Consider the following 15,951-nt stretch of genomic DNA (forward strand, 5'->3'; position numbering starts at 1 on the left):
ATTTCAGCCGTCATGTTTCAATTTTCAGCTTGTTCCAGATTGTTAAAGAGCAAAATACTTCGCAGCATACTGTTTCCAATATACTCTGAAGTATTGAAATACCGGACTATATGGTGGAGCTAAGCGGGATCGAACCGCTGACCTCCTGCGTGCAAGGCAGGCGCTCTCCCAGCTGAGCTATAGCCCCATACAGTCACGTGCAGTACCTTTTCCACTTCGAAGAAGTGGTAGGCCTGAGTGGACTTGAACCACCGACCTCACCCTTATCAGGGGTGCGCTCTAACCACCTGAGCTACAAGCCTATAAAGGTATTTCTGCTCGTTACTTTCTATCAGACAATCTGTGTGAGCACGCCACTCGAACTAATATCTTTAGGTAAGGAGGTGATCCAACCGCAGGTTCCCCTACGGTTACCTTGTTACGACTTCACCCCAGTCATGAATCACAAAGTGGTAAGCGCCCTCCCGAAGGTTAAGCTACCTACTTCTTTTGCAACCCACTCCCATGGTGTGACGGGCGGTGTGTACAAGGCCCGGGAACGTATTCACCGTAGCATTCTGATCTACGATTACTAGCGATTCCGACTTCATGGAGTCGAGTTGCAGACTCCAATCCGGACTACGACATACTTTATGAGGTCCGCTTGCTCTCGCGAGGTCGCTTCTCTTTGTATATGCCATTGTAGCACGTGTGTAGCCCTACTCGTAAGGGCCATGATGACTTGACGTCATCCCCACCTTCCTCCAGTTTATCACTGGCAGTCTCCTTTGAGTTCCCGGCCGAACCGCTGGCAACAAAGGATAAGGGTTGCGCTCGTTGCGGGACTTAACCCAACATTTCACAACACGAGCTGACGACAGCCATGCAGCACCTGTCTCAGAGTTCCCGAAGGCACCAATCCATCTCTGGAAAGTTCTCTGGATGTCAAGAGTAGGTAAGGTTCTTCGCGTTGCATCGAATTAAACCACATGCTCCACCGCTTGTGCGGGCCCCCGTCAATTCATTTGAGTTTTAACCTTGCGGCCGTACTCCCCAGGCGGTCGATTTAACGCGTTAGCTCCGGAAGCCACGCCTCAAGGGCACAACCTCCAAATCGACATCGTTTACAGCGTGGACTACCAGGGTATCTAATCCTGTTTGCTCCCCACGCTTTCGCACCTGAGCGTCAGTCTTCGTCCAGGGGGCCGCCTTCGCCACCGGTATTCCTCCAGATCTCTACGCATTTCACCGCTACACCTGGAATTCTACCCCCCTCTACGAGACTCTAGCTTGCCAGTTTCAAATGCAGTTCCCAGGTTGAGCCCGGGGATTTCACATCTGACTTAACAAACCGCCTGCGTGCGCTTTACGCCCAGTAATTCCGATTAACGCTTGCACCCTCCGTATTACCGCGGCTGCTGGCACGGAGTTAGCCGGTGCTTCTTCTGCGAGTAACGTCAATTGATGAGCGTATTAAGCTCACCACCTTCCTCCTCGCTGAAAGTGCTTTACAACCCGAAGGCCTTCTTCACACACGCGGCATGGCTGCATCAGGCTTGCGCCCATTGTGCAATATTCCCCACTGCTGCCTCCCGTAGGAGTCTGGACCGTGTCTCAGTTCCAGTGTGGCTGGTCATCCTCTCAGACCAGCTAGGGATCGTCGCCTAGGTGAGCCATTACCCCACCTACTAGCTAATCCCATCTGGGCACATCTGATGGCAAGAGGCCCGAAGGTCCCCCTCTTTGGTCTTGCGACGTTATGCGGTATTAGCTACCGTTTCCAGTAGTTATCCCCCTCCATCAGGCAGTTTCCCAGACATTACTCACCCGTCCGCCGCTCGTCACCCAGAGAGCAAGCTCTCTTGTGCTACCGCTCGACTTGCATGTGTTAAGCCTGCCGCCAGCGTTCAATCTGAGCCATGATCAAACTCTTCAATTAAAAGCTTGATTTGCTTCCACTCGAGAAGCGATGCTCAAAGATTTACTGCATGAATTTTACTTCAGTTAGTCACTCTTCAAGACTTGATATTTTTTTGCATCCGAAGATGCTGGATATCGTCTTGTGGAGTGCCCACACAGATTGTCTGATAAATTGTTAAAGAGCAGTGAGTTAGGCGCTTTCGCTTGCTAACTCGAGGTGGCGTATATTACGCTTTCCTCTTTCAGAGTCAACCCTAATTTTCAGGATTTTTTCTCTTTCTTCCCGGCCGCTGTGTGAAGTGAATCACTTGCGCCGTGTCGATGGAGGCGCATTATAGGGATCCGAGTTTTTTGCACAACCCCTTTTTTGATCTTTTCTTTCTGTTTGCACACTTTTCAGCCCTTCCGTGTGGATCTTGTGCGATCAGGGCCATTTTCCGCAGGATCCGGCGCTGCCGTTGGTTGTAATTCCATCGCCAGAGTCTAGTATTGCCGGTAAATATGATCCCGACGTGAGGCAGCACTATGTCCGATGCAGTACGTTCTTATCTTCAATACACCCCCAAACTCGGTCAGCGCGTCTTGATCGATCCTTCCAGCGTCGTGATCGGCGACGTCGATCTGGCGGATGACGTCAGCATCTGGCCGCTGGTCGCCATCCGCGGTGACGTCAACGCAGTAAAGATTGGCGCGCGCAGCAATATTCAGGACGGCAGCGTACTGCATGTAACTCACCGCTCCGAACATAACCCCGACGGTTATCCCCTACTGATTGGAGAAGATGTGACCGTAGGCCATAAAGCGATGCTGCACGGCTGCGCCATCGGCAACCGGGTGCTGGTCGGTATGGGATCGATCCTGTTGGACGGTGTAGTAGTAGAAGACGACGTAATGATTGGTGCCGGCAGTTTGGTGGCGCCGGGCAAACGCCTGGTCAGCGGCTATCTTTATATGGGTAGCCCGGCACGCCAGGTTCGGCCTTTGACCGCCGCCGAGTTGGAAGGATTGCTTTATTCTTCTAACAACTATGTACGCTGGAAAGATGAATACCTGTCGGAAGACATCTGACGGGCACCCCGTTCCTTATGAAAGAGAACGGGGTAGGATTTATGCCGCCAGTTCGCTGCGCAGTTGGCGCAATACCGGCTCGATCTCTGGCATCACTCCGTGCCAAAGCAGGAAAGCATGCGCCGCCTGCCCCACCAGCATGCCCAACCCATCGGCATATTCCGTTGCCCCCCGCTGCTGCGCCCAGGCCAGGAACGGCGTGACGCCCTGCTGATAGAACATGTCATAGCAACGGGTTTGCGCGTTCACCACGCCTGCGGGCAACGCCGGGATCTCCCCGCTGATACCGGACGCCGTCGCGTTGATCACCAGATCGAACGCTTGCTGATTCAGTTGATCCATCGGTACCGCCGAGATCTCCCCCAGATGCCGGAAAGCGTCGGCCAACTCTTGAGCCCGGCTGAAGGTGCGGTTGGTGATCGTGAGCCGGCAGCCGAAAGACAGCAGCGGCAGAATCACGCCACGCGCCGCGCCGCCGGCGCCCACCAGCAGGATATGATCCTGCGGCCGGATCAATTGCTGACGCTGCAAATCGGTCAGCAAACCGATGCCGTCGGTGTTATCTCCCAATAGACCACCATTCGGCAACACCTTCAAGGTATTGACCGCCCCGGCCATCGCTGCACGCTCGCTCAGCTCGGAGGCGAGCTCATAAGCACGCTCTTTGAAAGGCACCGTGACGTTCGCCCCCTGCCCTCCGGCGTGGATAAACGCCTGCAGACGGGTTTCAAAACCATCAAGCGGCGCCAGCACTGTTCCATAAGGATGCTCAATGCCGGTCTGAGCAGCGAACAGCGCATGAATTCGCGGCGACTTGCTGTGACCGATAGGGTTGCCAAATACCGCAAATTTCTCCATGCCCATTACCTCTAGCCCTGACGGATCTGTTCGCCGGTCAAAGCATCTCTGATTTCGGAAGGATTAAGACGGCCGCCCACCTCGCCGGCCAATACCGGGAAAGCTTCGCCGAATTGCCGTGTGACCTCATCCGTACTGCGGCATGGCTCCAGCCCACTGAGATTGGCGCTGGTCGACACCAGCGGCTTGCCATACTGCCGGCACAGCAGCTGCACCAACGGATGGTCGCTGACGCGCACCGCCAGCGAGCTGAAACGCCCTGTCAACAAGCGCGGCGTCTCCGGCCGGGCGGGCAACACCCAGGTTACCGGCCCTGGCCAACTGGCAAACATCGTTGCGCGCTGCTGTTCGCTGAGCGCGCTGTCGTCGATATAGGGCTTAAGCTGTGCATAATCGGCGGCAATCAGAATCAGCCCCTTTTCCCACGGCCGCTGTTTCAACGCCAGCAGCGCATTGACCGCTTGTTCGCTGTCGGGATCGCAACCCAGGCCGAATACCGCTTCGGTGGGATAAGCGATAACCTGCTGTTGATGCAAAGCATCGATGATAGATACAAGGTTCGGGCTTAATTCTGAGTTCATGATGTGATTATTCTGTAGTCGCGACGGGTTTTCCGCACAGCTTGCTGGCACAGCACAGGACGGGGCCTTTTGCCGTGCGCTTTTCCATCAGCAGCGGATAATGGCAATAGGCACATTCACCGGCGACGGGTTTAACATTGAGGGCGAATTGGCATTCAGGGTAACGATCGCAGGAATGAAAAATCTTGCCGTAGCGCGACTTGCGCTGCAGCAGTTTGCCCTGACCGCACTGCGGGCAGGTAATGGCGGTTTCGTCAGGCTTATCGATCACTTCAGTGTGATCGCACTGCGGATAAGCACTGCAACCGATAAACATGCCATAGCGCCCCTGGCGCAGCACCAACGTCGCCTGGCATTTCGGGCACTGCTGCCCATCCAGCACCTTGACGATATGCCCATCGGCCTGCGCTTTCAGCGGGCGAATATATTGGCATTCAGGGTACTGGGAACAGCCGAGGAAGGGGCCATGGCGACCGCTACGGATCACCAGCTCAGCCCCGCATTCCGGACAGGGTTCATTTTGCCTAGCGGCAAAAATCGCGTTTTTTGTCATAACGTCTTCTATGCGCGTTATCGGCTCAATGCAGATAACCTTCGTTCACTTCAAACAACAGTTCTTCCATTTGCTGATAGGCGCTTTCATATCCGGGGATATTAAACAGCACCATCAACACGACCCATTTCAGATCTTCGAGATCGAATTCCGCATTATCCAAGGCCATAACGCGGTCGATAACCATTTCACGGGTTTCGAGGTTCAATACCTGAATCTGTTCCAGGAACAGGAGAAAACCACGGCAGCCGGCGTCCAAACGCGCGCTTTCCTCTTCGGTGTAGATCCGCATTGCCAGCGGATCGGCATCCATAAAGTAAGGCGCATTTTGACCTTCTTGCAGGTCAGCCAACTTCTCAAGCCAATTCAACGCGTTGTAGATATCATCCCGATCAAACCCCGCCTGAGCGAGATCATCGGTCAGTTGATCCTGATCGACGCGCATCTCTGGTTCATTGTGGATATAAGTTTCAAACAAGTACATGAGTACGTCGAACATGGCTTGCCCTCCTTATTCGGACATAGCCGCCGGGTACAGCTGCGATCCACCCTGCTAACTCCAGTTCGAGTAACTTGATTACCACCACTGGCACAGGTTGGCCGGCACGTTCAGCGACGACGTCAACAGGTGTCACCTCATCTCCTACGTTAGCCAACACATCGGCAAATGGCAATTCAACTTCAGCCTGCGACGCACAAATAGTTGTATTTTCGTTCAGTGGCAGCCATTGAAGACCGCTTCCCAGCAATTCGGCGATATCTTTCGGCCCAGTCACCAGATGCGCGCCCTGTTGGATCAGCCAATGCGTGCCTTCGCTCATCGGATTCCCTAACGGCCCCGGCAAGGCGAATACCTCACGCCCCTGCTCCAGCGCATAGCGAGCCGTCACCAGGGTACCGCTGCGCAACGAGGCTTCTATGACCAGAACGCCCTGGCTCAGCCCGCTGATAATGCGGTTGCGGCGCGGAAAATGGTCGGCCAGAGGCAAATCGGTGACCAAATGATCTGAAATCACCGCGCCGCCCTGCTCGACAATCTGCTCCGCGAGCCTGCGGTGCCGGCGTGGATAAACATTGGCCAGCCCACTGCCCAACACCGCTACCGTGCAACCCCCGGCCGCCAGCGCTGCGCGATGGCAAATGCCGTCGATACCGATCGCCAAACCGCTGGTGATGGTGAAACCGCAACGCGCCAATTCCTCGGCGAAATAATTGGCCCAACGCTCGCCGTAGTGGCTGAACTGCCGGCTGCCAACCATGGCGAGCTGCGGGCGCAGCAACGCCTGAGGATCGCCCTCGATCAGCAGAAACAGCGGTGCATCGTCGATCTGGGCCAGACGTTCGGGATAGCCGGCAGCCCCATAGTTCAGCATACGGTGCGCCGGCTCCTCCAGCCAACGCAGAGTCGCGGCCAAATAACCGGGATCCAGCTGGTTGAACTGCGTCTGCTGCCGTTCGTTCAACCCCAGCTCATGCAGCACGCGGCGAGGCTCGTTCCCCATTTGCGATAGCTGCCGCACGATCCGGCTGGCCACGACGGTCTGCAGCCCCGTTACCCCTCGCATCCGTAAAGCGATCTCTTCCGGCCGCATCGTCTGTTCCCTCAGCAAAAACGGTGGTATTACCAATCCGAGCAATTGGTGCGCAATGCTGTCAATCAGGCCGGGAAATGTCTAGAATAGAGGTTAAACCTCGTTCATTACTCGGATACAGATCTAAAGATATATGTCAGTCTTGCAGGTATTACATTTCCCAGACGAGCGTCTGCGCAAAGTCGCAGCGCCGGTAAAAGAAGTCAATGCAGATATCCAGCGCATCGTGGATGATATGTTTGAAACCATGTACGCAGAGGAAGGTATTGGCCTGGCTGCGACTCAGGTGGATATCCATCAGCGCATTATCGTGATCGACGTCTCCGAGAATCGCGATCAGCGCCTGGTGCTGATCAACCCGGAATTGCTGGAAAAGAGCGGCGAAACCGGCATCGAGGAAGGCTGTCTTTCCATTCCCGAGCAGCGTGCGTTGGTACCACGTGCCGCGCAGGTGAAGATCCGCGCGCTGGATCGTGAAGGCAAACCTTTCGAGCTGGAAGCGGACGATCTGTTGGCGATCTGCATTCAGCACGAGATGGATCACCTGATGGGTAAACTGTTCGTCGATTACCTGTCGCCGCTCAAGCGTCAGCGCATTCGTCAGAAACTGGAAAAAATGGCCAAGCTTCAAGCCCGCGCCTAACCGATCAGGAAATCAACGTGTCTGATTCTTTACGGATTATTTTCGCCGGAACACCAGACTTCGCAGCGCGTCATCTTGACGCGCTGTTGTCATCTGAGCACCAGATTGTCGGCGTTTTTACCCAGCCCGACCGCCCGGCGGGCCGCGGCAACAAGCTGACGCCAAGCCCAGTCAAAGTGCTGGCCGAGCAACACCACCTGCCGGTATTTCAGCCCAAATCGCTGCGCCCCGAAGAGAACCAACGCCTGGTGGCCGATCTCAACGCCGACGTGATGGTGGTGGTTGCCTACGGGCTGATCCTGCCGCAGGCGGTGCTGGATATGCCGCGTCTCGGTTGCATCAACGTACATGGCTCGCTGCTGCCTCGCTGGCGCGGCGCGGCACCGATCCAGCGTTCGCTCTGGGCCGGCGACAGCGAGACCGGCGTGACCATCATGCAGATGGACGTCGGCCTCGATACCGGCGACATGATGCACAAGATTGCCTGCCCGATTGAGAGCAGCGATACCAGCGCCAGTCTGTACGACAAGCTGGCACAGCTCGGCCCACAGGGCATGCTGACTACGCTGCGCCAAATGGCAGACGGTAGTGCCACCCGCGAAGTGCAGGACGAAGCGCTGGTCACTTACGCCGAGAAACTGAGCAAAGAAGAAGCCCGCCTGGACTGGAATCTGTCCGCAGCCCAGCTGGAGCGCTGCATCCGCGCCTTCAATCCTTGGCCGATCAGTTACTTCACCATCGACGATCAACCGGTGAAAGTATGGCAAGCCAGCGTACTGGCGCAAAGTGCCAATGCGGAGCCAGGCACCGTTGTCCATGCCGACAAACACGGCATCCAGGTGGCAACCGCCGACGGCATCCTCAATCTGATCCAACTGCAGCCCGCCGGCAAGAAACCGATGTCGGCGCAAGACCTTTTAAATTCACGTCGTGAATGGTTTGCCCCGGGTAACCGGCTGTAAGTCACCCCACTGCCCGGCCGTTCATCGCCGGGCCGTTATTTTCTTAATGCCGATCGTTATCAGCTTCAGCCTATGAAAAATAATTACAATCTCCGCAGCATCGCTGCCAAAGCCATCGGCCAGGTGCTGGATCAAGGGCAGTCACTCAGCACTGTCCTGCCGGCGCTCCAAGCCGCCATCAGCGATAAAGATCGCGGGTTGTTACAGGAACTGTGTTTCGGCACGTTGCGCGTGCTGCCGCAGCTCGAATGGTGCATTCAACAATTGATGGCCAAGCCGCTGACCGGCAAACAGCGTACGCTGCACTATCTGCTGATGGTCGGCCTGTATCAGCTGCTGTATACCCGTATCCCGGCGCACGCTGTATTGGCCGAAACCGTGGAAGGCGCGGTGGCGCTGAAACGTCCGCAGTTGAAAGGCCTGATTAACGGCGTCTTGCGGCAATTCCAGCGCCAGCAGGAAGAGCTGCTGCAGCGCGCCGCCAACAATGACAGCCGCTATCTGCACCCGAGCTGGTTACTGAAACGCATTCAACAAGCCTATCCCGCCAACTGGAAACAGATCGTCGATGCCAATAACCAGAAGCCACCGATGTGGCTGCGCGTCAACCGCCTGCATCACACCCGCGAAGCTTATCTGCAGTTGTTGACCGACGCCGGTATCGCCGCAGAGCCTCATTCAGACTATGCCGATGCAGTGCGGTTGCTGGCGCCTTGCGCCGTGACCGATCTGCCTGGGTTCGCCGACGGCTGGGTCACCGTGCAAGATGCCTCAGCCCAGGGCTGTGTCGATCTATTGGATCCGCAAGACGGTGAACAGATCCTCGATTTGTGCGCCGCGCCTGGCGGCAAAACCACGCATATACTGGAAGCGGCACCGAAAGCGCACGTCATGGCGGTCGATATCGACGAACAGCGCCTGGCGCGGGTGAAGGAAAACCTGCAGCGCCTGCGTTTGCATGCCGAGGTTAAACTGGGCGATGGCCGCACCCCGCAGCAATGGTGCGGTGACAAGCAGTTCGACCGGATCCTGCTGGACGCGCCTTGTTCCGCCACCGGCGTGATCCGCCGTCACCCCGACATCAAATGGCTACGCCGCGATCGCGACATCGCCGAACTCGCCGCGCTGCAGGCCGACATCCTGAAAGCCGTCTGGCCCCATCTGAAATCGGGCGGCGTGATGGTTTACGCCACCTGCTCTATCCTGCCGGATGAAAACAGCGGCCAGATCGCCGCGTTCTTGCAGCGCCACGCCGATGCCAAGCTGCTTGAAACCGGCGATGCGCAGCGGCCGGGGCGGCAGAATATCCCGCATCCCGAGGACGGCGATGGCTTCTTTTACGCTAAGCTGATTAAAATGTAATGCTTCGGGGCGTGCATGCGCGCCCTAAGTCTTTCAGTGTGAAGCAGAGAACACGATGAAAATAATTATTCTTGGTGCCGGTCAGGTTGGCGGGACACTGGCGGAAAACCTGGTGGGTGAAAACAACGATATCACCGTCGTCGATACCGATTCCGGTCGTCTGCGTCAGCTGCAGGATAAATTCGATCTGCGGGTGGTTCAGGGACACGGCTCTCACCCTAGGGTGCTGCGCGAAGCCGGCGCGGAAGACGCCGACATGCTGGTCGCCGTCACCAACTCCGACGAAACCAACATGATCGCCTGCCAGATCGCCTATTCTCTGTTTAATACCCCCAACCGTATCGCCCGTATCCGCGCGCCGGAATATATCCGCGAGTCGGAGAAACTGTTCCTGCCGGAAGCGGTGCCGATCGACCATCTGATTTCACCGGAGCAGTTGGTCATCGACTATATCTACAAGCTGATTGAATACCCCGGTGCGCTGCAGGTAGTCAATTTTGCCGAAGGCAAGGTCAGCATCGCCGCGGTTAAAGCCTATTACGGCGGCCCGCTGGTCGGCAATGCGCTCTCTTCGATGCGCGAACACATGCCGCATATCGACACCCGCGTCGCCGCGATTTTCCGCCAGGACAGACCGATCAGGCCGCAAGGCTCGACCATTATCGAAGCCGGTGATGAAGTCTTCTTCGTCGCAGCCTCACAGCACATCCGTGCGGTGATGAGCGAACTGCAGCGGCTGGAAAAACCGTATAAGCGCATCATGATCGTCGGCGGCGGCAACGTCGGCGCAGGCCTAGCCGCCAGGTTGGAAAAAGACTACAACGTCAAACTGATCGAGCGGAACCAGCAACGCGCCGCAGAACTGGCCGAGCAGCTGCACGATACCATCGTGTTCTATGGCGATGCCTCCGATCAAGAACTGCTGGCCGAAGAGCACGTCGAGCAGGTGGATGTCTTCATCGCCATCACCAACGACGATGAGGCCAACATCATGTCGGCCATGCTGGCCAAGCGCATGGGCGCCAAGAAGGTGATGGTATTGATCCAGCGCCGCGCCTATGTCGATTTGGTGCAGGGCAGCGTGATCGATATCGCCATTTCACCGCAACAGGCGACCATCTCCGCCCTGTTGGGGCACGTGCGCAAAGCGGATATCGTCAGCGTGTCGTCGCTGCGCCGCGGGGTGGCGGAAGCGATCGAGGCGATTGCCCACGGCGATGAAAGCACGTCCAAAGTGGTCGGCCGCATCGTCGAAGACATCAAGTTGCCACCGGGTACCACCATCGGTGCGATCGTGCGTGGCGACGATGTGATCATCGCCAACGGCAATAGCAAAATCGAACAGGGCGATCACGTCATCATGTTTATTACCGACAAGAAATTCGTGCCGGACGTTGAACGCTTGTTCCAACCGAGCCCGTTCTTCTTGTAGAACGAATTTATTAGGCGATGGTCTATAATCGCGTAGTTGTTCTCTGCCTTGGGGGGAGATAAAACTTCTCTCCTTTTGTGGCAAAGGGAAATTGCTTTGTTAAACTTGAGTTATTAATTCTGCAAGGGGTGCGTTCTATGAGTATGTTGAAAGAGTTTCGCGAATTTGCCATGCGTGGCAACGTGGTCGATTTGGCCGTCGGTGTGATTATCGGTGCTGCATTCGGCAAGATTGTTTCGTCCTTCGTGGCCGATATCATCATGCCACCTCTGGGCTTGCTGATCGGCGGCGTCGACTTTAAACAGTTCCATCTGGTATTACGTGAAGCTCAGGGCGCCGTCCCGGCGGTGGTAATGAACTACGGTTCATTCATTCAAACCGTATTCGATTTCGTGATTGTCGCCTTCGCCATCTTCCTGGCGATTAAATTGATGAACAAAATGCGCCGCAAGCAGGAAGAAGCACCGGCAGCGCCGCCAGCACCTACTGCAGAAGAGAAACTGCTGACGGAAATCCGTGACCTGCTGAGCCAGCAACAGCAGCCAAAACTGTAAAACAGCGTTTGGTTATGCCAATAAAAAGCCACCTGACGACGGTGGCTTTTTTAATGCCTTAAAACCAGAAGGCCAGTGGTAACTTATCGTTTGATAGTTTACCACTGGCCTCCCAGTTACCGCCTTTGTTGTGTTTTTCTTTACGCCGATAGCTGCCTTTGCCTTTCACATTCTTTTCTACTCTTTGACGGAATAGCGGATCATGCAGCAGCGCCTCAATGGCGTTATCTTGTATCTGACCTTTAGTGTGACGATATTTCGTCATGATAATGCTCCTGTAAAAGGTGTGGTGATAAAACGGGGCGATAATACTGCCGGCGGTATAAAAATTAAAGTGCCGTCAACAACCTTTTTTACCTTTTTCATCGCTGGCGCCCTGTTCTAAGGCTTCCAGAATAGAACAATAATTGCTGGTATGGGCAGTACCGCAGCAGGCATCACTCAGCCGCTTCAGCGATTCACGCATACGAGTCAGCTCCGCCAACTTGCTTTCCACTTCGCTCAGGCGCGCATCGACGATAGACTTCGACTCCTGACAGGTATGATGCTCAGGATCGACGCGGATCGACAGCAGCTCGGCGATCGTTTCCAGAGTAAATCCCAGTTGCTTAGCATAGCGAATGAAGCGCAGCCTCTGCAGATCCTGCTCGGTGTACAGCCGATAGCCACCTTCGGTGCGGACATTGTGATCCATCATGCCCTGCTTTTCATAGTAACGCACGGTATCCGGCGTCACTTCGGCGAGTTTGGCCAACTGACCTATCTTGAACATTACTTCTCCTCTCGGGTAAATTTGCCGTCCAATGCACGCTGATATTCACCATGTAAGAAATCCGTGCTCATCCCAGCCTGGCGCAACCGGTGCTCCAGCAGCGCCATGCGTTTGCTGAGTTCGACATAATCCGGATGCTCACCGTTAATCCCTTGCAGCAAGCGAGCAACGGTCAATGCCTCTTTGCGATCTTCCAGTACCGGTGGCAAGTAACCGGTATTCTTCAGCAGACGGTAACCGGCGCGCAGCTCAGCCGGCACTGCGCTGTCATCTTCCAGCGCCAACGGTTGGCCCTGTCCGGGCAGATTGTCGAACTCGCCTTTATCCTGGGCATCAAGGATATGGCGTTCCGCCCATTGATCGAGCAACCCCATGACAGACAACCTCGGTAAGCCTAATGATGAAGCCTTAGCATAGCGGATAGGGGCGGGGATCTTAAGCGCAGCGGGAGAATTACGCACATTCGGCTAGGTTTGGACGTAAAAAAACCGGGCAAGCCCGGTTTTTTTACGCGTCTACAGATTACTCTGCAGTTGCTACTTCTGCTTGAGACTCAGCACGATCAACCAGCTCGATGTATGCCATCGGCGCGTTGTCGCCTGCGCGGAAGCCACACTTCAGAATGCGAGTGTAACCACCGGCACGGCTCGCGAAACGCGGGCCCAGCTCGTTAAACAGTTTTGCCACGATCTCGTTATCACGAGTACGGGCGAATGCCAGACGACGATTAGCTACGCTGTCGGTCTTGGCAAGAGTAATCAGCGGCTCAACAACGCGACGCAGCTCTTTTGCTTTTGGCAGGGTCGTCTTGATGATCTCATGACGAACCAAAGAGCCGGCCATGTTACGGAACATAGCCTGGCGATGGCTGCTGTTACGGTTCAGTTGACGACCACTCTTACGATGGCGCATGACCTTATCCTTCTCAGTAAAACCTTAACCTGTGATCCGGTTACTCGTCAGCAATGCTTGCCGGCGGCCAGTTTTCCAGGCGCATGCCCAGAGACAGACCACGTGAGGCCAGCACGTCTTTAATCTCGGTAAGAGATTTTTTACCCAGGTTTGGCGTTTTCAGCAACTCAACCTCGGTACGCTGTACCAGATCACCGATGTAGTGGATAGCTTCTGCCTTGAGGCAGTTAGCAGAGCGGACAGTCAATTCCAGATCGTCAACAGGGCGCAGCAAGATCGGATCGAACTCTGGTTTCTCTTCTTTAACTTCCGGCTGACGTACATCACGCAGGTCAACGAAAGCTTCAAGTTGTTCAGCCAGAATGGTGGCCGCACGGCGGATCGCCTCTTCAGGATCGATCGTGCCATTGGTCTCCATCTCGATGACCAGCTTATCCAAGTCAGTACGCTGTTCTACACGCGCAGCTTCAACATTGTAGGCGATACGCTCTACAGGGCTGTAGCAGGCGTCAACCAACAGACGACCGATTGGGCGCTCATCTTCTTCCGAATGAATTCGGGCAGAAGCCGGCACATAACCGCGACCGCGCTGAACTTTGATACGCATGCTGATAGCCGCGTTCTCATCAGTCAGGTGGCAAATCACGTGCTGAGGCTTGACGATTTCGACATCACCATCATGGGTGATGTCGGCAGCGGTCACAGGGCCAATGCCAGATTTATTCAGGGTAAGAATAACTTCGTCTTTGCCTTGAACTCTCACCGCCAGCCCTTTCAGGTTGAGCAGGATCTCCAGGATATCTTCCTGTACGCCTTCTTTGGTGCTGTACTCATGCAGTACACCATCAATCTCAACCTCGGTCACCGCGCAACCCGGCATAGATGAAAGCAGAATACGGCGCAGTGCGTTGCCAAGAGTATGGCCAAAGCCACGCTCTAAAGGCTCAAGGGTCACCTTGGCGTGCGTCGAACTGACTTGCTCGATATCTACCAGGCGCGGTTTTAGAAACTCTGTCACAGAACCCTGCATTGTGTCCTCTCTTTGGTACTAAGCTTTACTTGGAGTAAAGCTCGACGATCAGGTGTTCGTTAATGTCCGCAGACAGATCGGTACGTTCAGGCATACGCTTGAACACGCCTTCCATCTTAGCAGCATCAACTTCCAGCCAAGTCGGCTTTTCACGCTGCTCAGCCAGCTCCAGAGAAGCTTTAACACGAGACTGCTTTTTAGCTTTCTCGCGGATGCTGACTACGTCATTCGGAGATACCTGATAAGAAGCGATGTTAACAACGTGACCGTTTACCATAACTGCTTTGTGGCTAACCAGCTGACGTGACTCTGCACGAGTAGCGCCGAAGCCCATACGGTAAACAACGTTGTCCAGACGACCTTCCAGCAGCTGCAACAGGTTTTCACCGGTGTTGCCCTTCAGGCGGGTTGCTTCTTTGTAATAGTTACGGAATTGACGCTCCAGAATGCCGTACATACGGCGAACTTTCTGCTTCTCACGCAACTGAACACCGTAATCAGACAGACGCGGTTTACGCGCACCGTGCTGACCAGGTGCTTGTTCAATTTTACACTTGGAATCGATCGCGCGAACGCCAGACTTAAGGAACAGGTCTGTGCCCTCACGACGGCTCAGCTTGAGCTTAGGACCCAAATATCTTGCCATTTTCTTTCTCCAACAATCCTAAAAGCTGCGTTACACGCGGCGCTTTTTCGGCGGACGACAACCGTTATGAGGGATCGGAGTCACATCAGTAATATTAGTGATGCGGAAACCAGCCGCGTTCAGAGCGCGGATAGTAGACTCACGACCAGGACCAGGTCCTTTAACCATAACTTCCAGGTTCTTGATACCGTATTCTTTTACTGCGTCAGCACAACGTTCTGCTGCAACCTGTGCTGCGAACGGAGTGGACTTACGAGAACCACGGAAACCGGAACCACCGGCTGTTGCCCAACCCAAAGCATTACCCTGACGATCAGTGATGGTAACGATGGTGTTGTTGAAAGAAGCATGGATATGAGCCACGCCGTCAGAGACTTGCTTTCTTACACGTTTACGTGTACGAACAGGTGCCTTTGCCATTATTCAATAACCCCGATTATTTCTTGATCGGCTTGCGCGGACCCTTACGGGTACGAGCGTTGGTCTTGGTGCGCTGACCGCGTACCGGCAGACCACGACGATGACGCAAACCACGATAGCAACCAAGGTCCATAAGACGCTTGATGCTCAGGGTAATTTCACGACGCAAATCACCCTCGACGGTGTATTTGGCAACTGCATCACGAAGCTTTTCGATTTGCTCTTCAGACAGCTCACTGATCTTAACATTTTCAGCAATACCCGTGGATGCACAGATAGCCTGTGAACGGGTTTTACCGATACCGAAGATCGACGTTAAGGCGATAACGGTATGTTTATGATCAGGAATGTTAATGCCTGCTATACGGGCCACTATGCACTCCTACTATTTTATACAGCAACACCATTCTGAAAAGCCCGTTTTCAGGATACTCAAATAGTGTTGCAGTGCGACATACAAAAGATTGGCTGGCTAATCTAGCCAGCTCAACCCAACTTTGCAAGAAAAATATGCGAGATAATCAGCCTTGACGCTGTTTATGCTTCGGCTCGGCGCTGCAAATCACACGAACGACACCGTTACGCTTAACGATTTTGCAGTTACGACATAATTTCTTGACGGAAGCACGAACTTTCATTTTTACTCTCCGTAACTTCTCAAACGAAT

The 15,951-nt window shown here is 54.7% G+C and carries 20 protein-coding genes, 2 tRNA genes and 1 rRNA gene; 6 read left to right on the forward strand and 17 right to left on the reverse strand.

What is annotated here, in order from left to right:
• Window positions 1-111: 111 nt before the first annotated feature.
• From ACYF6X_RS22340 to ACYF6X_RS22350, 3 genes are all read right to left on the reverse strand, one after another.
• A tRNA-Ala gene (locus ACYF6X_RS22340) sits at window positions 112-187 on the reverse strand.
• Between the two features lie 38 nt (window positions 188-225).
• Window positions 226-302: transfer RNA gene (locus tag ACYF6X_RS22345), tRNA-Ile, on the reverse strand.
• 74 nt (window positions 303-376) lie between these two features.
• Window positions 377-1,918 (reverse strand): 16S ribosomal RNA (locus tag ACYF6X_RS22350).
• 506 nt (window positions 1,919-2,424) lie between these two features.
• On the opposite strand from ACYF6X_RS22350, the gene ACYF6X_RS22355 reads away from it, so the two are divergent.
• Window positions 2,425-2,967: a gamma carbonic anhydrase family protein gene (locus tag ACYF6X_RS22355; protein WP_063991184.1), complete on the forward strand. Its 543-nt coding sequence runs from the start codon at window positions 2,425-2,427 to the stop codon at window positions 2,965-2,967.
• Between the two features lie 39 nt (window positions 2,968-3,006).
• Here ACYF6X_RS22355 and aroE read toward each other — a convergent pair whose 3' ends face one another.
• Genes aroE through dprA form a run of 5 tightly spaced genes read right to left on the reverse strand, consistent with a single transcriptional unit; the run spans window position 3,007 to window position 6,551 of the window.
• Window positions 3,007-3,825: a shikimate dehydrogenase gene (gene aroE / locus ACYF6X_RS22360; protein WP_063991194.1), complete on the reverse strand. Its 819-nt coding sequence runs from the start codon at window positions 3,823-3,825 to the stop codon at window positions 3,007-3,009.
• An 11-nt stretch (window positions 3,826-3,836) separates the two neighbouring features.
• The gene (gene tsaC / locus ACYF6X_RS22365; protein ID WP_063991185.1) at window positions 3,837-4,406 is read right to left on the reverse strand and encodes an L-threonylcarbamoyladenylate synthase type 1 TsaC; all 570 of its coding nucleotides are present in this window, start codon (window positions 4,404-4,406) and stop codon (window positions 3,837-3,839) included.
• A gap of 7 nt (window positions 4,407-4,413) precedes the next feature.
• Window positions 4,414-4,959, reverse strand: coding sequence for a DNA topoisomerase family protein (locus ACYF6X_RS22370; protein WP_063991186.1), 546 nt, complete (start codon window positions 4,957-4,959; stop codon window positions 4,414-4,416).
• A gap of 25 nt (window positions 4,960-4,984) precedes the next feature.
• Window positions 4,985-5,458 carry a DUF494 family protein Smg gene (gene smg / locus ACYF6X_RS22375; protein WP_130018788.1) on the reverse strand — a complete coding sequence of 158 codons (474 nt, stop codon included), beginning with the start codon at window positions 5,456-5,458 and terminating at the stop codon, window positions 4,985-4,987.
• Window positions 5,430-6,551, reverse strand: coding sequence for a DNA-protecting protein DprA (dprA, locus tag ACYF6X_RS22380; protein ID WP_107228116.1), 1,122 nt, complete (start codon window positions 6,549-6,551; stop codon window positions 5,430-5,432). Before dprA ends, smg begins: the two co-directional genes overlap by 29 nt.
• A gap of 133 nt (window positions 6,552-6,684) precedes the next feature.
• Between dprA and def the strand changes: the two genes are divergently transcribed.
• The 5 genes from def (at window position 6,685) to mscL (ending at window position 11,504) form a co-directional block, all read left to right on the forward strand.
• On the forward strand, window positions 6,685-7,194 hold the full coding sequence (gene def, locus ACYF6X_RS22385) for a peptide deformylase (RefSeq protein WP_015379260.1): 510 nt from the start codon (window positions 6,685-6,687) through the stop codon (window positions 7,192-7,194).
• 17 nt (window positions 7,195-7,211) lie between these two features.
• Complete coding sequence (fmt, locus tag ACYF6X_RS22390) at window positions 7,212-8,156, forward strand: methionyl-tRNA formyltransferase (RefSeq protein ID WP_063991188.1); 945 nt, start codon at window positions 7,212-7,214, stop codon at window positions 8,154-8,156.
• Window positions 8,157-8,228: 72 nt separating this feature from the next.
• Entirely contained in the window at window positions 8,229-9,518 is a 1,290-nt protein-coding gene (gene rsmB / locus ACYF6X_RS22395; RefSeq protein ID WP_130018787.1) for a 16S rRNA (cytosine(967)-C(5))-methyltransferase RsmB, read from the forward strand.
• 55 nt (window positions 9,519-9,573) lie between these two features.
• Complete coding sequence (gene trkA, locus ACYF6X_RS22400; RefSeq protein WP_063991190.1) at window positions 9,574-10,950, forward strand: Trk system potassium transporter TrkA; 1,377 nt, start codon at window positions 9,574-9,576, stop codon at window positions 10,948-10,950.
• A gap of 137 nt (window positions 10,951-11,087) precedes the next feature.
• A complete protein-coding gene (gene mscL / locus ACYF6X_RS22405) occupies window positions 11,088-11,504 on the forward strand; it encodes a large-conductance mechanosensitive channel protein MscL (protein WP_025304493.1) in 417 nt (138 codons plus the stop codon).
• A gap of 58 nt (window positions 11,505-11,562) precedes the next feature.
• Here the strand turns inward: mscL and ACYF6X_RS22410 are convergent, their stop codons facing one another.
• The 9 genes from ACYF6X_RS22410 to rpmJ form a co-directional block, all read right to left on the reverse strand.
• Window positions 11,563-11,769: an alternative ribosome-rescue factor A gene (locus ACYF6X_RS22410; RefSeq protein WP_047729715.1), complete on the reverse strand. Its 207-nt coding sequence runs from the start codon at window positions 11,767-11,769 to the stop codon at window positions 11,563-11,565.
• A 75-nt stretch (window positions 11,770-11,844) separates the two neighbouring features.
• Window positions 11,845-12,276, reverse strand: a complete 432-nt coding sequence (zntR, locus tag ACYF6X_RS22415; protein ID WP_033636251.1) for a Zn(2+)-responsive transcriptional regulator — start codon at window positions 12,274-12,276, stop codon at window positions 11,845-11,847.
• Complete coding sequence (locus tag ACYF6X_RS22420) at window positions 12,276-12,650, reverse strand: DnaJ family domain-containing protein (protein ID WP_130018786.1); 375 nt, start codon at window positions 12,648-12,650, stop codon at window positions 12,276-12,278. Before ACYF6X_RS22420 ends, zntR begins: the two co-directional genes overlap by 1 nt.
• Window positions 12,651-12,798: 148 nt before the next feature.
• Window positions 12,799-13,188, reverse strand: coding sequence for a 50S ribosomal protein L17 (gene rplQ / locus ACYF6X_RS22425; protein ID WP_004929726.1), 390 nt, complete (start codon window positions 13,186-13,188; stop codon window positions 12,799-12,801).
• 40 nt (window positions 13,189-13,228) lie between these two features.
• Window positions 13,229-14,218 carry a DNA-directed RNA polymerase subunit alpha gene (locus tag ACYF6X_RS22430; RefSeq protein ID WP_002919219.1) on the reverse strand — a complete coding sequence of 330 codons (990 nt, stop codon included), beginning with the start codon at window positions 14,216-14,218 and terminating at the stop codon, window positions 13,229-13,231.
• Window positions 14,219-14,243: 25 nt separating this feature from the next.
• On the reverse strand, window positions 14,244-14,864 hold the full coding sequence (rpsD, locus tag ACYF6X_RS22435) for a 30S ribosomal protein S4 (RefSeq protein ID WP_025304496.1): 621 nt from the start codon (window positions 14,862-14,864) through the stop codon (window positions 14,244-14,246).
• A gap of 30 nt (window positions 14,865-14,894) precedes the next feature.
• The gene (rpsK, locus tag ACYF6X_RS22440) at window positions 14,895-15,284 is read right to left on the reverse strand and encodes a 30S ribosomal protein S11 (protein ID WP_004929731.1); all 390 of its coding nucleotides are present in this window, start codon (window positions 15,282-15,284) and stop codon (window positions 14,895-14,897) included.
• Window positions 15,285-15,300: 16 nt separating this feature from the next.
• On the reverse strand, window positions 15,301-15,657 hold the full coding sequence (gene rpsM, locus ACYF6X_RS22445) for a 30S ribosomal protein S13 (RefSeq protein WP_004929734.1): 357 nt from the start codon (window positions 15,655-15,657) through the stop codon (window positions 15,301-15,303).
• A 148-nt stretch (window positions 15,658-15,805) separates the two neighbouring features.
• The gene (gene rpmJ / locus ACYF6X_RS22450) at window positions 15,806-15,922 is read right to left on the reverse strand and encodes a 50S ribosomal protein L36 (protein WP_002227352.1); all 117 of its coding nucleotides are present in this window, start codon (window positions 15,920-15,922) and stop codon (window positions 15,806-15,808) included.
• Window positions 15,923-15,951 lie beyond the last annotated feature (29 nt).

The organism is Serratia sp. ID 25-353 (assembly GCF_054792795.1).